The organism is Rhodococcus sp. NPDC060176, from assembly GCF_042728675.1.
In the GTDB taxonomy this organism is placed as follows: Bacteria; Actinomycetota; Actinomycetes; order Mycobacteriales; family Mycobacteriaceae; genus Rhodococcus_F.
The window spans coordinates 310,684-324,759 of the sequence record NZ_JBHWYS010000004.1; the positions used below are offsets into that span (position 1 = coordinate 310,684).

Consider the following 14,076-nt stretch of genomic DNA (forward strand, 5'->3'; position numbering starts at 1 on the left):
AAGTGCCGCCGCTGAGCCAATCGAGAGGGTGGTAGCGGTAGCGAAGACGGTGGCGTTTCGTCGACGGGGGAACGTATTCAAGTCGCGGACCCATTCAGGAAAGAAGAGGGCGCCATCGGCGGAGTGTCGCCATGCGAGGAATAGTCCTCTCGCCGCTAACGCCAGACCCCCAACTTCCAAAGCCTTGCCTATGGCCACTATCCACATTTCACGCCCAGCCCTTCACGTCAGCAGTACGCCGGAAGGCGTCACGGAGAAATTACGCCCTCGCCGATCTTCCGCACCGTCACCGGCCCACACTTCGACGTCCACTCTTCGTTCTCGCGCTTGCGTCTGGCGATCGGCGTCTCGCGCGGCACATCCTGTAGTCGAGACTTCGGTGGCATGCGCTGCCGCCAGTCGGTATTGAGGTCCATGCGGTCGATTGTGCCAGCGTTCTCGTGCCCACATTTTGCCCACACTTACCCACGATTCGGGCCGATCTGGGAGTATTGAGCGAGACGTGTATCCGCTGGTAGTGGTCATTTTGGCCCGTCCACGGGGGGCGCCATAAGAGTTCAAATCCCTCCGCTTCCGCCCCGACTACCCCGCAGCCCGCTGGATCGACCGCACCCACAGCGGTCCCCGATCGTGGTCCCGGACCTGTTCCCTCTGGAACGCCGAATAGTGCTCCCGGGCAATCGGAATCAAATCCCACGGTCACCCCCTCGGGGCTCGACAAAGGCGACGGCCGTGACCGGTACCTCGAACTCGTGTTGGTCGGTGCCGCCGCATTCACAGCCGGCGGGATCGGAGTACGTGGGCGTCGTTCACCGTTCGGCCCACGCATACCGTTGGGTGGGCGTACGCCGGAATCGATCCTCTCCCAGACAGTCGGTACCCTCGCCTCACCGCTGATGCAGTACGTCAAGGGTGGCCAGTCGAAGATCACGGTCACCGAACCCGGCGGAGGACGTCGTACGTTCTTCCTCATCCACGACGCGACGTCCTCACGCGAAGCGGAAATCCCCGTCGACGTCCCGCCCGGCGGGCATATGAGCGTTAATCCGGACGGCTCAGTCACCGTCTTCGACGCGGACGGAAACCCGATCTCGGTCGTCGCAGCTCCGTGGGCGTACGACGCCAACGGCAATCGTGTTCCGACCGGCTACGAAGTTCGCGGCGGCTGTCTCATCCAGAAGGTGTACGCCGACGAAGCGACCGCGTACCCGATTTTGGCTGATCCGCCGGAAAAGAAGGCGAAAGCACCCACCTCTGTCGCTTCGAAACAAGTCCAGAAAAATACGAACACCGCCGCACCCAAGCCGAATTCGATGACCTCGCGCACAAGTCCGCAGAAACCGCAGAACAGTGGAAACACGAACTCGGGCAACACTTCCGGAGCCACGAACAGCGGCACCACCGCTGGTAAGTACGCCGGGACCACCACCCAAGGCTCCGCTCCGGTCACGAAACCTGCATCTCCCAATCAGTCACCGCGCACCACCACCAAACCTGGACCGAAGCCCGCGCCGACCTCTCAGGAACAAGCAACGAACCAACTCGCCCAAGCACACGGCGAAGTCTCTCCGGTTGCACCTTCGAAACCCGCGCAACCAAATCAGTCGCCACGCACCACAACCAGCCCGGGCCCCAAACCCACTGTCAGTCCACGTCAACAAGCTGCGAATCAGCTTGCCGAAGCTCACGGGGACGTGCCTGCCGGGTTCACCGGCAATGTGCCGATCCCGCCAGATCCGAACGCGCCCGACGATCGATCGTTCCCGCAAAAAGTGTGGGACAGCGCGTGGGGTGTCGGGGAAAGCGCGGTCGACACAACAGTCGATAGTGTCGGAACGCTCGGGGATGCGTGGCGAAATTTCCTCGTAGTCCCCGTGCACGATGCCGCCGTCGATCCGTTCGGGTTCAATCGCGGTCAACGAGCACACCCTTCACCCGAGCATTCCCCGGCTGAGATCGCTGCCGCAGCAGCAAATATCGTCTCCCTCATTCCGATCGTAGGCACAGGAGGCAGAGTCGGCGGAGCTGCCGTGCAAGAAGCGGTGGAGGCTGTTCTGCGGCGCGGCGGAACCGCCGCAGACGCCGAAGCCGCAGGTCGCAGGGCAGCCGCCACCGCCGGTGAGGCCGGGAATAGAGCCCCTAGCGATCCGACTATTCCCGTCGGAGACAGACCGGCCTCGACACCTGTGGGTGGGCGCGGAGATCGCGAAATAAATGTAAAGCCCGGAACCAATCGTCCTGGAATAGTCAACGGTCGTGAATATACGGGGCATGCGTTCGACCGAATGCAAGAGCGCGACATACTCCCATCCCTGGTTGAACAGGCCATTCGTGAAGGGGTGGCGACCCCGAGCAGAGGAAACACGACCGTGATCTATGATTCGATAAACAACCTATCAGTTATCATCAATGAAACGGGCAGAGTTGTGACCACCTCATTTGGCAATTTATCGGGAAAGTGAAAAACATGACGGATCAATCAATTTACCGCCTGGAAGCTGAGCAGGTTAATCGCGATTATTGTGACGGAAAAATATCCTTGCATGCGCTAGTTGAAATATTCGAGAGGTACGTGAGAGAACGCGAATCGGAGCGTGCATCAGATTCCGAAACCCTGAGGGGGGCCTGGGGTCAAATTGAAATAATGAATGCAATTAACCAGGATGATCCTTCGAATTCGAGCAAAAATGAGTCGGAGGTGCGAGAAGTTATTCAAGAATTCTTGGACTTGCTTCCGTAGTCTCTTTTCTCGGTCCAGGGGCGACTAATCAAGGCAGGCTTTGACTCACTTGCGCGACCAGTGTCATGTCAAGTGACACTGGCCAGCAGTTGCTTATTGTGATGTGGGAGCAGACTAGGATTCGCAGGCTGACGGTTCAGACGTCTTCGCCTTCGAGGGCGGCCATCCATTTGCCCTGATCACCGATCACGACTACCTCGCCTACCGCATCCCAGTGGAACACGACCACATCCTGATGATTCCAGGTAAAATCGACTACCTGTACAGCAGCGTCCAGCAGAAGAGTCCTGTGCACCGACAACACACCGTTCCTCAAGCGGAATCGGCACCATGACCACCTTTTATGCAATTTGTGCGATCACCACAGGGGCTGTGGCGTTGATCGCATCCACGCCCTACGTGATGTACCGCAGTCATGCGAGAACGATCTACTGGAGTTCGTCGATCCTGACCATCGTTTTCGCTTGGCTCACCGCTCCTCAGCGGTCGATTCTCGGACCTGTCCTTTTGTGCGGTTTCGCTGCTGTGTTCGTGGCGTGGTGGTGGACCCCCTTCCTCACGCGAAGGCATCCCACCGGATTCAACGATGTTTTCGGTGCTTGGCTGACACGGGCGCTCTACCGCGAGCAGAAGGATGCACCTCCGGTAAACAGGTACGACAAACTGCACTACAAAGACACTGACCGCCAAGCACGAGATACCGATTCTGACGGAAATCAGGTCAACACCTGAGCCGGCGCGTAGAGCGCTTTGACGTGATGTCCTCAATACCACCCTCGCGCGTACCCGAACAGCTTGTAGTGAGATGCCATGGGAAACAGTACTTTCCACATGGCGGCGTACACGCGCCCGGTTTGCGCAAGCTGTACAGCAACCAGGATGATCGATGGCTCGAAACTGCTCTTCGCGCAGCCCAATTCAGTAGCTGTCAACGCCATCGCGAGCGGTAGTCCTCTTCCCCTAGTCTCTGCAGCTCATCCCATTTTTTCGAGCATCCGCCGCGAATTGGACGTAAAGCCAGGAACCAATCCTCCGGAAGTGGTCAACGGTCGCGAATACACTGGGCATGCGTTTGATCGAATGCAGAGGCGCGGCAGCCTCCCCTCCCTTGTCGAACAGGCAATTCGAAATGGGGTGGCCACCCTAGCAGCGACGCAACGATCGTATTCTATGATTCGGCAAATAACCTATCAGTCGTCGTAAACGAGGTCGGTACAGTTGTGACGACCTCATTTGGACGGCTAAGAGGAAAGTGAAGTTGATATGACGGGAAACGGAAAATATCGCACTGAAGGCGAGCAAGTTAGTCGTGATTACAGGGAAGGTAAAATATCCTTACAAACGCTCGTCGATATATTTGAGAGTTATGTGGACGCACGTGAATCCGAAAATGCGCCCGATTTCGAGGAATTGAGGGGTGCGTGGTTTCAGATTGAAATAGTAAATGCGGTGCGGTGGGACGATCCCGCGAAGGCATCCAAAAATGAGACGGCAGTTCGAGAATTTATCCAAGAATTCTTGGAATTGCTTCCGTAGTCCTTTTTGTTCGGTCCGGGGACGATTAATCAAAGACGGTCTTGACCACCTCAGCGATGGTCCCGCGCTGCTGTTTTGCTTGCCATTCACCATGCACACGCTGAACCCTGTGGGACCGGATCCTGCTGGGAACAGCGTCACACCATTTCGCACCATGACGGCAGCACCCGTTTCACCGCGGTGGCGGTCACGATGATCGCTATCTCTTTGCGAGTCCACCTCATTCGTTCGCCTCAGGGGTCGGTTGTGGATGCGTTATTACGCAGCGGCACAGGGAATTCCCGCACGCATCGGTGCCCGTTTGCAGTCCTCGCAAAAGTCGTCCGGGATAACGTCGCCTGTTCAACACTCGGCGACGAACGTGGCCACGGGAAACGAAAAATGCTCCGCCCCGCCACAGGAAGAGCGAAGCATCAATTCGACGGCGAAGGGTACTACCAGTTCTGAATGAAGAAGAACTGCTGTGAACCCCTCGCCGGGTTGAGTACGCCGAGAGAAATTTCTCCACCACGGGAGGCTGCTTCGTTGGCGAACTGGTCGAGACGTCCCCAGACGACGTTTGGGCCGCTCTCGAAGCGCGATCCTGGTGCGAGGCGCACGCCGATCTGGGTGGAGTTAGTGATGCTTTCGATCGCAGCGCCGGCATTGAGCTGGCCGAACAATGCCGTCTCGCCCTGGTTCATCTGCACGCCGATGCGCCCGTTGTCGGCGATCGGAGTAACAGCTGATGCTGCGCCCGCGCCGCTGAGTGCGATGGCTGCGATACCGGCAGGTATCAATGCGGCCGCGGTAATCATCTTGCGTAGGTGCGTCATTCGGCTTCTCCCTCGTCGGTGGCCCACTCGAGTTGGCGCCTCCACGGGCCACTTTGTCTGATTCTTCCGGTAACAGTCAACGACATGTCGCAAACAATGAGCAATCCATTGTGTTGGTTTGAGATGCAGCTCACTACTGGAAATCCGTTGAAGAATAAACTGTTTCAGTGAATCTGCTGGTCAAGATCGTGAATGCCAGAGAAGCGCGCGGACTGTCGTTACGGTTCCGTTACTGGTAAGTCTGGCTGCGAGAAGGACACGCACTCGGTCACCCAGAAACGCTGCGGCACAGGAATTGTCAGAGCAAGAACCCGCGCAGAGGGTCCTCCGCAGTTGAGCGCCACTGTCAAGCGGTCTTTCATTCTTCGAGGGCGCGCTGCTTCGGCAGTGGGCTCTCGACTGTCAGAACCGCACGGTGAACACCACGTGGTGATTCTCTCGGGCCGCGCGCTGGAAAAAGTCCGCCACTTCCCGAAGCCAGCCCCAGGCGTACCCGCGCTCGTCGGAGCCGTACTCCGGGTTGCGGTCGTCGAGTGGCATCGCGTCGTAGCGCACGCCGAACTCGGATTCGGTGATTTCCGCCAGGTACGAGGAGACTTCGGCGACCCGATCGGGTGCCAGGTAGGTGACGAGTTGGTCGTCGGTGTCGGTGTTGAGGTCTTCGTCCCCCAAGATCACGCCGTAGGCCGGCCAGTTCTCGGACACGCGCTCGTACCCCGTGCTGGAGAGGGCGCACAGGATCGGATCCCACGCCTTGTCCGTGTCGCACGAGAACTCGGATCGGCCCGTCTCCTCGATGTCCTCGACCACAGCGCCGAGTTTGTCGTCGTCGCCGCGCGCGTCCAGAAGTTCCGCTGCCACGCTGTCTGACAGCGCGAAATGCACCCCAAGTTCCATGGCGTGATGCTAACGGCCGACCTTGCCGGCGTCCCGCCGTCACTACAAGACGAATCGCCTTAGGTAACGATCCTGCTCTGCCTCCGGCCGAAGTTACCCATGGTGGGCCTGCTGTCATACATACTTCATCGGTGATTCCGACAAAACGGACCGGCCTTTCTGTTGTATCGCTGGTGATCCTCGTCGTCGCGGGGTTGCTGGTCGCAGCCCCTGCCAGCAGCGCCGCGCCGCCGCCTGACTGGAAATACACAATGGTGGCGTTCAGCATTGCCAGCGACCGTGACATGGATGTCTACGAGTCGGCCGACGGCACCGGCTTTCAGCTCGTCCAGCAGTCGGCGTACAGGCCGCCGTCTGGGCTCGTGCGTGATCCGAGCATCTTCCGGAACACGGACGGGTTGTACTACCTCACCTACACGACGGGTGGTGGGGCGAACATCGGGTTCGCACGTAGCAGCGACCGCATCAACTGGACGCCGCTGGGGAACTATCCGGTTCCGTTTTGCTGCGCCTTGATGCCTGGTACGGGAGATGGCACCGGTTCTGCGAGCCCGCCGGGCTTCTCGGGTTCGGCCGGTTTCAGCGACGGACCGTCGCTGTCACCATTCGTCACCAAGGCCTGGGCGCCTGAATGGTTTGTGGACGGCGATCGCGTCAACGTCATCCTGTCGATGTCGACCGGTGGAGGATTTGTGCCGTATCTGATGACGGCGTTGGAACCGTCGCTCCGGTTGTGGAGCCCGCCTGTTCCGCTCGCCGGGATCGGTGCGGACCACATCGACACCACCGTGGTCAAAGTCGGATCGACCTATCATGCGTTCACCAAGAACGAGACGAGGAAGGTCGTCGAGCATGCGGTCGCTCCTTCGGCGACGGGACCTTATTCGTTTGTCCCGCCCGGGAATTGGGGCTCCCTTGTCGAAGGTCCGGCCGTGGTTCAGTTGCCGAGCGGCGACTGGCGGATCTATCTCGACGCCTATACCGAAGGTAAGTATCTCTACTCCGACAGCGCGGACGGGCTGAACACCTGGTCGCCTGTGCAAGAGGTTCCTGGGGTGTCCGGGACTGCACGGCATCTCGGCATCATGAGAGAACCGGCATAGCTTTCGACCCCGAGTTGTTAGGGCTCTGATCAAGGACTCCGGTCTTGGTCAGAGCCTTTTCTCGTACTGGCGTACTACTTGTGTGCGTCGTCTGCATGAATCAGTGATTGACGAGCTAACGATGCGATGCCAGTGGGTCCGACGAGTTCGCGCCGACCACGAAGTGAGTATCTCCGCGTGAACCGTGCAGAGTTGCGCTCCCAGGCCCCGCTCGGGCGCCTTGATTTGCGATCGATTGCCAAGTAATGCCTGTTAGTTTCATATTCAAGTACGCGCACTGGCTTGATGCCCGCAAGTTCGGCCTTCAACTGCTCTGAGGCCCGTGAAATGCGGGTTCGATTCGATTTGCCGCACTGTTTCTGAGGGATCTTCTTACCTTTAAACCGTGACCTTGCTCATAGTGGGACCTAGGTCCTTTTCGCTGCTGATAAGCCTGTCGATATATATCTGTTACCGAAAGTTCACCCTAAATCCAAGATGGGGGAGATGGCGCGCTGGCGGGCAAACAGGACGATTGGTACCGTCCGGTAACTAATTCAGTTAGTTGCCGGCTACCGCTCTGGTTGCTGTGTCACGTGGAGGAGCAGTTCATGTCGATCGAATCGCAAAACGGCGTATCCCATCGTCGATCGAGGGCCGCGGTAGGGCTCGCGGCGTGTGCGGTTGCCGCGCTGTCATCGGGTGTTGTCTTCGCAGGGAGCGCATCGGCAACGCCAACGGCGTTGGCGGACAAATTCGCGAGCACGGTCACCGATGACGGCTGGTCGTTGGATCTTGCCGCCACGAAACTGTCGGCGAACCCGGTGCCGAATCTGGCGACGACGGCGTTCACCCGTGAGGGGTTCGTGTCGGCGAAGGTGACCGGCACGATCGGCGGTCAGGGTGATTCGGCAGTGAAAACCGGTTATGTCGAGCAGGGGTTGCAGATCGGCTGCCAGATCGATGTCTCCTCCGGACTTGGCTTGGGGCTTGGCTTTTCGCTCGGTCCGTCTGTCGGTGTGAGTATTTCGGGTGTCCCGTCGGCGAACGTGGGTGTGAATGCGTCGGTGAATCCGAGCATCCAGTCGACGATTGCGCCGGGGACCATCACGACGATTCCGTTGGGGAAGAAGGATCTCGAGTCGTCGAAGGCGTCGATCACGGCAGAGAACGTGCACGTGAAGGTTGATGCGTGCATGGGGCCGGTGACGATCCGCTCGTACGCACAACTCTCGGTGTCGACGGCGACGTCCGACAACACGTTGTTCGTGTACTCCGATCCCACCTGGCTCTGACCCTTGCACACTTCGCCGGCGCTGCTGGCGAGTAATTCCTGATCCGTCCCGTCCCGGGGTGGTTACTCATCACGCTCACAAAGGAGAAATCATGAAGATTCGTACCTTGGCCACTGCCGGAACCCTCACCGCAGGTATCGCCCTGATCGGTGTTCTCGGCGCCGGCGCGGCATCTGCTGCAACTCCGATCGTGCAACCGGAACATGGCCGGATCGGACTTTCACTTTCGAATGCCGAAACGGCGGCGCTGGCGGCGAGCCCGATTCCTGATGCGATTGCGAACATCGTTCCCGGTTCGCTGAGGGGGGTCTGGTTGGCGCCTGGTTCCGCGATAACTGTTACCGATGGCAAGGTCGACGCCCTCGAAGGAGCTGTGCTCGGTGAAGCAGCAGCGCGTGGTGGGCATGCCAATGTCTTTGTCTCCGACCCGAATCACCCCGCCAGTGAGGGGCACATAGTGCTGACGGAGCAGTACTGGAACTGATACCAGGCCGAACGCCGGCGACCCGTTGTCCTTGCTCTCCCTTCCTATTTGGAGTTTCAGCCATGACCGTCAACAACGCCGAACGCCGCAGTGTCCAGTCGGAATCCACTGCCGTCGATAGTAAAGACGTTGCAGACGTTGATGACTGGGATCCGGACAGTGAACTCAGTCCACTCTCCAAGGCTGTGATCGCTACGGCAGTTGGACTGGGGTTGCTGATCGCGGCATTCGCGGTGATCGGGAAGCTCGCCGGCTGGGCGAACGACTACGGGACGATCCTGGTTTACCTGGCGTTCTTCTTGTGGATGTCGATCTCCGGACGGTTGTTCTGGTGGGGCGCAGACAAACTCATCGCGCTACTCCGAACGAAGAAGAGTGACAATCGTGGTGCGCACCGGTGAAGTCCGGTAGACGCCTTCGCCGGACTCTCGCGGGAGTGCTTGCCGCCGGAGCGGCCGGAGCGATCGGTGCGGGAATCGCACTCTCCGCCGCTCCGGCGAATGCGACGCCGGAAGAAGACTGCGCGGCGGTGCGGGCACGTGATCATCAGATCTACCTGAATCTCATTGCGTCGCTGCCACCTGGTGCGCCCATCCCGCCAGAGATCATCAACCCGTGCCTGAGCGCGCCGTCCACGACGGCGACAGCTGCGCCGACGACCACTGTCGGGCTCCCCGGTGTGCAGGCTCCAGGCGGTGGCCCGAATGTCGGGGCCAATGCTCCGACGAACTTTCCCACCTACAACGGCACCCCCATCGTCCCGGTTCCGACGATCGAGGTTCCGCCCATTGCTTCCGAGTCCCCGGCCTCGGAAACTGGTGTCGGTGCATTCCCCAATGCATCGGCATCAGCGGTTCCCTCACCCACACCCACCCCGGGTGAGGGAACCACCACCGATCGTGGTCCCGGACCGATCCCCGCGGATTCGGATTCGAATATCGCACCGGTCCAGCCGGTTCCGGACCCGGCAGCAGATGTCGCTACATCCGGGGAGGGCGAAAGTCGTGACCGGTATCTCGAACTCGCCCTGATCGGCGCTGCGGCGTTCACCGCTGCGGGTATTGGAGTGCGCGGGCGGCCGGGACCTTTCAGCCCCCGCACGCCCGAATCAGTACTCTCCCAGGCGGTCGGGACTGCCGCGTCGCCGTCGACTGCGTACGCACCTGGCGGACAGTCCTCGTTGCGGGTGTTCGATCCGATCACCGGCGGAAGCCGGTTCTTCTTCCTGATCCACGACGAAACGTCGTCGCACGAATCCGTGATTCCGGTGACGGTGCCGCCCGGCGGTCACATGAGCGTCAACCACGACGGCACGGTCACTGTCTTCGACGCCGACGGAAACCCGGTCTCGACGATCGATGCCCCGTGGGCCTACGACGCCAACGGCACACCCATCCCGACGCACTACGAGATCCGGGACGGGCAACTCGTCCAGGTCGTCGACACCACGGGTATCGAGAATGTGCTGTATCCGATTTTGGCGGACCCGCAGGATCGCACACAGAGCGGCAAGAAATCCTCTGCTCCGGCGCGCCCGACCAAGATCTCCGGTGAGGACGACGGCACCCGCTCAGATGACGGTCCACATTGGAACGAGACACCGCAGGTCGAAGGCCACAAGGCCCCCAATCCACCAGTCCAGAAACCGAAACCCACTCAACCACCAGTCCCACCCGCGGTCGAGCCCGAACCACAAGTCCCTGAGCAGGCTCCGGCGCAAGTGCCGGAGCAGATCCCGCAACAGTCGCCGGCCGAGGACATCAGCGGAGACATCGGCGGGGACGGACCAGGTGCCGGGACATCCCCATCCATCGACCCAGCGCCCGCTACACCGAACGAAACCGACACACCCCAAGCAGAATTGGCAGGAATTCCGATCATCGGCGGCATCTTCAGTGCAGCCGAAGCCGGGCTCATGCTCACCGCTGGAATCGCAGCTTTGTTCGCGCAAATCCTTGCAGGTGTGGGTCTGGGGGATTCGGAACTGTTCGGCCGCATGGAAAGCCTCGAGGAATGGGCGCTCGAGGCCGGAGTAGATCTCGCCGAAGTGCTTGTGAAGGCTATAGCCCTGCTTTCTCCGCAGGATCAGGCACTTCTTCGCACTGTCCTTTCTCCGTTCGTGAAACTGCCACCAGCGCATGAGCAGGACACTCCCGGCCACACCCAGCCCGGGCCGGCCGGACCTGCCGCGAAGCCGCCGCCTCGGAGGCCCACGCCGCGGCCTGTACCGCGTCTGCCTGGTGATCACGATCCGACCCAGCCGCAAGATCCCTCCAGCGAGCCGGATTCAGGCGATCCGGCAACACCGTCGGATCCGGGTTTCGAACCACCAGTAGACCCCGGCACCACCACACCTGGATTCGTTGACCCCGAACAACCTTCGGCTCCCGAACCTGGCGAGCAACCGGCCGTCGATCCGGTCAACCCAGGCCACATTCCGGTCGATCCCGAGACTCCCGGTGCGCCGACCCAGCCCGGACCCCCGGAGTTCGACCCCTTTGATCCCGATCCGAGCACGATCGCCGATCCGACGGTCCGCCCAGATCCCACCGAACGTTCATCCGTCGAGCGGGTACTAGCGTCGAACTTCATTCACGCGGTGCAAGAAGTCGTAGATTCACTCACCGATGGTGCCGAGACAAGTCCAGAATCACCTCCGCAGCAGTCATCTGATTCGGGTGAGGCTGCACCCGAGGATCCTCGCTTGGATTCCGAAGGCAACCCGCTGACGGCCGCTGACTTAGCTCAATTGTATGCGTCGCTGCGTCGAAAAACGCCGACAAATGTGATCCGCGACATAGTTAACCTTGATCACGAAGGTGGCGGACCGGACCCGGTTCTTCCCGGGCTCACATTGCCCGACGTCCTCGAGGCGGATCACACCGTACCGATGAGGGTCATATTCGACATGCCTGGTTTTACGCAGTTGACCTTCGAGCAGCAAATTCAAGTATTGAACTACGTCGATAACTTCCTGGGTTTGAGCCCGACTGCGAATACGTCAAAGGGCGCCAAGAGTTGGGCAGACTGGTGGGGCTATGTGAAGGGCGGAATCCCGGTTTCCCCTGAATTCCGGGATGCTATGATCGAAATCGAAACTCATCTTACTGAGGAAATTCGTCAAATGATATCTAGTATATTGAATGGAGTTCAGTAGTGGATCTGGTCAAGATTTCGCGGTATATCGACTCGCCCGTGCTTGTGGAGATTGACGACTTGACACCACTTGAACGTACGGCGCTTCCGATTTATTGGTTGGATGCACTAAATGGTGACCTTGCAGCTCGAATTTCGGGGATATTGGACCAATGGGATGTATTTGGGCGACCGATATTGGGCGACACTTACAGAAACATTAAAGAGAATCTATCCGATGTTCGGTTGCTCAGGTCTGAAAATAGGTTCTTTCTTCTATATAAAATTAAAATGGCAGACGGGACCGATCTCTACTATTTGGGTACGCCACCGGTAGTGGATGGTGATGAACTTCCAGGGTATTGGAATAAATTCCCCCCCAGTCTAAAGAATTTCTATTCAAATTTGCACAACGGTTGGTACTATATTGCCGGTAAGACTGTCGGGCCACTGCCTCTTGAAGATATGTTTCGAATTGACAGCTTTGAATGGTCTATTCTGGACGGGCTGTCCCCTGAAGAGTACCCAGATCCGGCTCGTTGCATCGCGACATTCAGATCGGGCGGCGGCGGTTATCTTTGCTTGTACTTTGGTGAGGAATCGACAAGGGGTGTTGTGTGGTCATCGACGGAACCCCCTGAACTGGTCGATTACTCCACTTACCTTGATATCTGGACCAACGTCGGACTCGGTGCCTAGAGCCTGCGCCTTGGATATCCAGACTGGAGACAGTCTAAGCAATTTGTGTGCGGTCTTGCCCCACGTGGCACGTGCCTGGGATCCAGTCTCCAAAGAGCAGATGATCAATTTGTCTGACCACAAGGGATCTCAAGGTCATGATCGGTTTCGGGGGGTACCTCACGCATCGACTCGTTTTCCTGCACCATTGCCGACGAATCGCTGATTGCGCTGGCGTTAAGGGTCGTACAGGGGCTGGCCGATATCTGGGACTCTCGCGTCACCGTGCTCTACCACCGGACCGAATCATCGCCTCAGCGCAAGGTACCCGGCGACGCGATCGTGGGCAGTTGCACCTACTTCGGCCTTGAGTTGCTGATCGACGAAACACAACTCCCGCCCCAGGGTGGAGGCTTTTCCGTACAGGAACAGAACGATCGTCATCCAGCGTGATCCAAGCGCCCAGTGGGCCGCCGACGATATCCGAAGCATCCGCGTTGCAGCAGGATTGCCGACCGGAACGACCGGAGGTGCGTCTACCCAAGGTTCACGAGGGCTCTGGCACCCTAGACTTGACACCAGGCGTTCCCGCCCAGCTCACGAATGTGATGGCGTCTCCATCTTCCTCTGACGTGGTGACGACCGCCGAGCGTGGGCTCCTAAGTTCAATGGTTGGAAAGGGCGGGGCGATGAGCATGTTCGGGCGGCGGCCGACTTTAGCCGGATATTGGGGGACACGGGTGCAGTCGAGTCAGGAAGTGGCGCAGACGATGCGGGCCTTCCTCGACGATCTGGAAGCGATCGACCCGGGGTTGGCGTTGCCGTGGGTCTCGACTGCCGAGTTCGACAAGGTGCCAGCAGATCTCAGCGTGGACGGGTTGGTGCGAATCTTCGAGCATTCCCGCTCGAAGGAGATGGGGTATTCGGACACTCCGGGACCGGGCTACGACGTCGACTTGTCGCCCGAAGACGGGACCGCGCGGCGGATCATCGCCAGGGTCGGCGGGCTGGAAACCAGTGCCCCCAACAGTGTCCGGGTGTCGTTGCCGACGGAGAAGGATGTTCCCCCCGAATTGCGACGGTTGCTCGAACCGGATGTCGGGGACGCGATCATGAAAGTGATCGTCAAGCATTGGGAACCGGATCGGGCTCGGTGGAGCATCGGCGACTACCTCGATCTGCAACCGCGAGTTAGAGGTCAGATCCAGGTGGGATGGGAAACGTACTTCCATTCCGGAGTTACGTTCGATCGCAGCGCGCTGCCCCAATCTGCGGTGGTAGAGGAACTGCCCACTGGCACGTTGATTCGGTTGGGGGACAAGCCAATGGAGGTCGCTGCCGCCGACATAGTGGCGGTGCGGGCGGCGTTGGGTTACCCGGTGTAGGCCCGCAACGGGTCCGGAGTTCACCATTG

15 protein-coding genes are annotated in these 14,076 nt (G+C 59.4%); 10 read left to right on the forward strand and 5 right to left on the reverse strand.

The annotated features are described in order from the left end of the window. Nucleotides 1-248: 248 nt before the first annotated feature. Nucleotides 249-416, reverse strand: a complete 168-nt coding sequence (locus tag ACFWEM_RS21020) for a hypothetical protein (protein ID WP_378536624.1) — start codon at nucleotides 414-416, stop codon at nucleotides 249-251. A 336-nt stretch (nucleotides 417-752) separates the two neighbouring features. Between ACFWEM_RS21020 and ACFWEM_RS21025 the strand changes: the two genes are divergently transcribed. Then, complete coding sequence (locus tag ACFWEM_RS21025) at nucleotides 753-2,462, forward strand: hypothetical protein (protein ID WP_378536626.1); 1,710 nt, start codon at nucleotides 753-755, stop codon at nucleotides 2,460-2,462. Nucleotides 2,463-2,876: 414 nt separating this feature from the next. Here the strand turns inward: ACFWEM_RS21025 and ACFWEM_RS21030 are convergent, their stop codons facing one another. Next, entirely contained in the window at nucleotides 2,877-3,035 is a 159-nt protein-coding gene (locus ACFWEM_RS21030) for a hypothetical protein (protein ID WP_378536628.1), read from the reverse strand. 35 nt (nucleotides 3,036-3,070) lie between these two features. Here ACFWEM_RS21030 and ACFWEM_RS21035 point away from each other — a divergent pair, with 35 nt between their 5' ends. Next, nucleotides 3,071-3,472 carry a hypothetical protein gene (locus ACFWEM_RS21035; protein WP_378536630.1) on the forward strand — a complete coding sequence of 134 codons (402 nt, stop codon included), beginning with the start codon at nucleotides 3,071-3,073 and terminating at the stop codon, nucleotides 3,470-3,472. 531 nt (nucleotides 3,473-4,003) lie between these two features. After that, complete coding sequence (locus tag ACFWEM_RS21040; RefSeq protein ID WP_024488045.1) at nucleotides 4,004-4,276, forward strand: hypothetical protein; 273 nt, start codon at nucleotides 4,004-4,006, stop codon at nucleotides 4,274-4,276. A 434-nt stretch (nucleotides 4,277-4,710) separates the two neighbouring features. Here ACFWEM_RS21040 and ACFWEM_RS21045 read toward each other — a convergent pair whose 3' ends face one another. Together ACFWEM_RS21045 and ACFWEM_RS21050 are read right to left on the reverse strand one after the other, a co-directional pair. Beyond that, complete coding sequence (locus tag ACFWEM_RS21045) at nucleotides 4,711-5,091, reverse strand: hypothetical protein (RefSeq protein ID WP_378536633.1); 381 nt, start codon at nucleotides 5,089-5,091, stop codon at nucleotides 4,711-4,713. 402 nt (nucleotides 5,092-5,493) lie between these two features. Next, a complete protein-coding gene (locus tag ACFWEM_RS21050; protein ID WP_378536635.1) occupies nucleotides 5,494-5,988 on the reverse strand; it encodes a DUF1877 family protein in 495 nt (164 codons plus the stop codon). A gap of 251 nt (nucleotides 5,989-6,239) precedes the next feature. Here ACFWEM_RS21050 and ACFWEM_RS21055 point away from each other — a divergent pair, with 251 nt between their 5' ends. The 6 genes from ACFWEM_RS21055 to ACFWEM_RS21080 all read left to right on the forward strand — a co-directional run bounded on the left by ACFWEM_RS21055 (nucleotide 6,240) and on the right by ACFWEM_RS21080 (nucleotide 12,683). Then, nucleotides 6,240-7,091: an arabinofuranosidase gene (locus ACFWEM_RS21055; RefSeq protein WP_378537162.1), complete on the forward strand. Its 852-nt coding sequence runs from the start codon at nucleotides 6,240-6,242 to the stop codon at nucleotides 7,089-7,091. Between the two features lie 590 nt (nucleotides 7,092-7,681). After that, nucleotides 7,682-8,365: an MspA family porin gene (locus tag ACFWEM_RS21060; RefSeq protein ID WP_378536637.1), complete on the forward strand. Its 684-nt coding sequence runs from the start codon at nucleotides 7,682-7,684 to the stop codon at nucleotides 8,363-8,365. Between the two features lie 91 nt (nucleotides 8,366-8,456). Continuing rightward, entirely contained in the window at nucleotides 8,457-8,849 is a 393-nt protein-coding gene (locus ACFWEM_RS21065) for a hypothetical protein (protein ID WP_095969688.1), read from the forward strand. Nucleotides 8,850-8,911: 62 nt separating this feature from the next. Beyond that, nucleotides 8,912-9,250, forward strand: a complete 339-nt coding sequence (locus ACFWEM_RS21070; protein ID WP_029254242.1) for a hypothetical protein — start codon at nucleotides 8,912-8,914, stop codon at nucleotides 9,248-9,250. Then, nucleotides 9,247-12,006 (forward strand): hypothetical protein, encoded by a 2,760-nt coding sequence (locus ACFWEM_RS21075; RefSeq protein ID WP_378536640.1) that lies wholly within the window; start codon nucleotides 9,247-9,249, stop codon nucleotides 12,004-12,006. The genes ACFWEM_RS21070 and ACFWEM_RS21075 overlap by 4 nt, the downstream gene beginning before the upstream one ends. After that, nucleotides 12,006-12,683 (forward strand): SMI1/KNR4 family protein, encoded by a 678-nt coding sequence (locus ACFWEM_RS21080; protein ID WP_378536642.1) that lies wholly within the window; start codon nucleotides 12,006-12,008, stop codon nucleotides 12,681-12,683. The genes ACFWEM_RS21075 and ACFWEM_RS21080 overlap by 1 nt, the downstream gene beginning before the upstream one ends. Before the next feature lie 285 nt (nucleotides 12,684-12,968). On the opposite strand, the gene ACFWEM_RS21085 is transcribed toward ACFWEM_RS21080, so the two are convergent. Continuing rightward, a complete protein-coding gene (locus ACFWEM_RS21085) occupies nucleotides 12,969-13,106 on the reverse strand; it encodes a hypothetical protein (RefSeq protein WP_378536644.1) in 138 nt (45 codons plus the stop codon). A 245-nt stretch (nucleotides 13,107-13,351) separates the two neighbouring features. On the opposite strand from ACFWEM_RS21085, the gene ACFWEM_RS21090 reads away from it, so the two are divergent. Further along, nucleotides 13,352-14,047 carry an Imm52 family immunity protein gene (locus tag ACFWEM_RS21090; protein WP_378536648.1) on the forward strand — a complete coding sequence of 232 codons (696 nt, stop codon included), beginning with the start codon at nucleotides 13,352-13,354 and terminating at the stop codon, nucleotides 14,045-14,047. Nucleotides 14,048-14,076 lie beyond the last annotated feature (29 nt).

Excerpts from the sequence above, each read along its gene's own strand:
- ACFWEM_RS21070 (WP_029254242.1), top strand. The coding sequence starts at position 8,912 with ATGACCGTCAACAACGCCGAACGCCGCAGTGTCCAGTCGGAATCCACT.
- ACFWEM_RS21065 (WP_095969688.1), top strand. The coding sequence starts at position 8,457 with ATGAAGATTCGTACCTTGGCCACTGCCGGAACCCTCACCGCAGGTATC.
- ACFWEM_RS21060 (WP_378536637.1), top strand. The coding sequence starts at position 7,682 with ATGTCGATCGAATCGCAAAACGGCGTATCCCATCGTCGATCGAGGGCC.
- ACFWEM_RS21055 (WP_378537162.1), top strand. The coding sequence starts at position 6,240 with ATGGTGGCGTTCAGCATTGCCAGCGACCGTGACATGGATGTCTACGAG.
- ACFWEM_RS21045 (WP_378536633.1), bottom strand. The coding sequence starts at position 5,091 with ATGACGCACCTACGCAAGATGATTACCGCGGCCGCATTGATACCTGCC.
- ACFWEM_RS21020 (WP_378536624.1), bottom strand. The coding sequence starts at position 416 with ATGGACCTCAATACCGACTGGCGGCAGCGCATGCCACCGAAGTCTCGA.
- ACFWEM_RS21035 (WP_378536630.1), top strand. The coding sequence starts at position 3,071 with ATGACCACCTTTTATGCAATTTGTGCGATCACCACAGGGGCTGTGGCG.
- ACFWEM_RS21085 (WP_378536644.1), bottom strand. The coding sequence starts at position 13,106 with ATGACGATCGTTCTGTTCCTGTACGGAAAAGCCTCCACCCTGGGGCGG.
- ACFWEM_RS21050 (WP_378536635.1), bottom strand. The coding sequence starts at position 5,988 with ATGGAACTTGGGGTGCATTTCGCGCTGTCAGACAGCGTGGCAGCGGAA.
- ACFWEM_RS21090 (WP_378536648.1), top strand. The coding sequence starts at position 13,352 with ATGAGCATGTTCGGGCGGCGGCCGACTTTAGCCGGATATTGGGGGACA.
- ACFWEM_RS21040 (WP_024488045.1), top strand. The coding sequence starts at position 4,004 with ATGACGGGAAACGGAAAATATCGCACTGAAGGCGAGCAAGTTAGTCGT.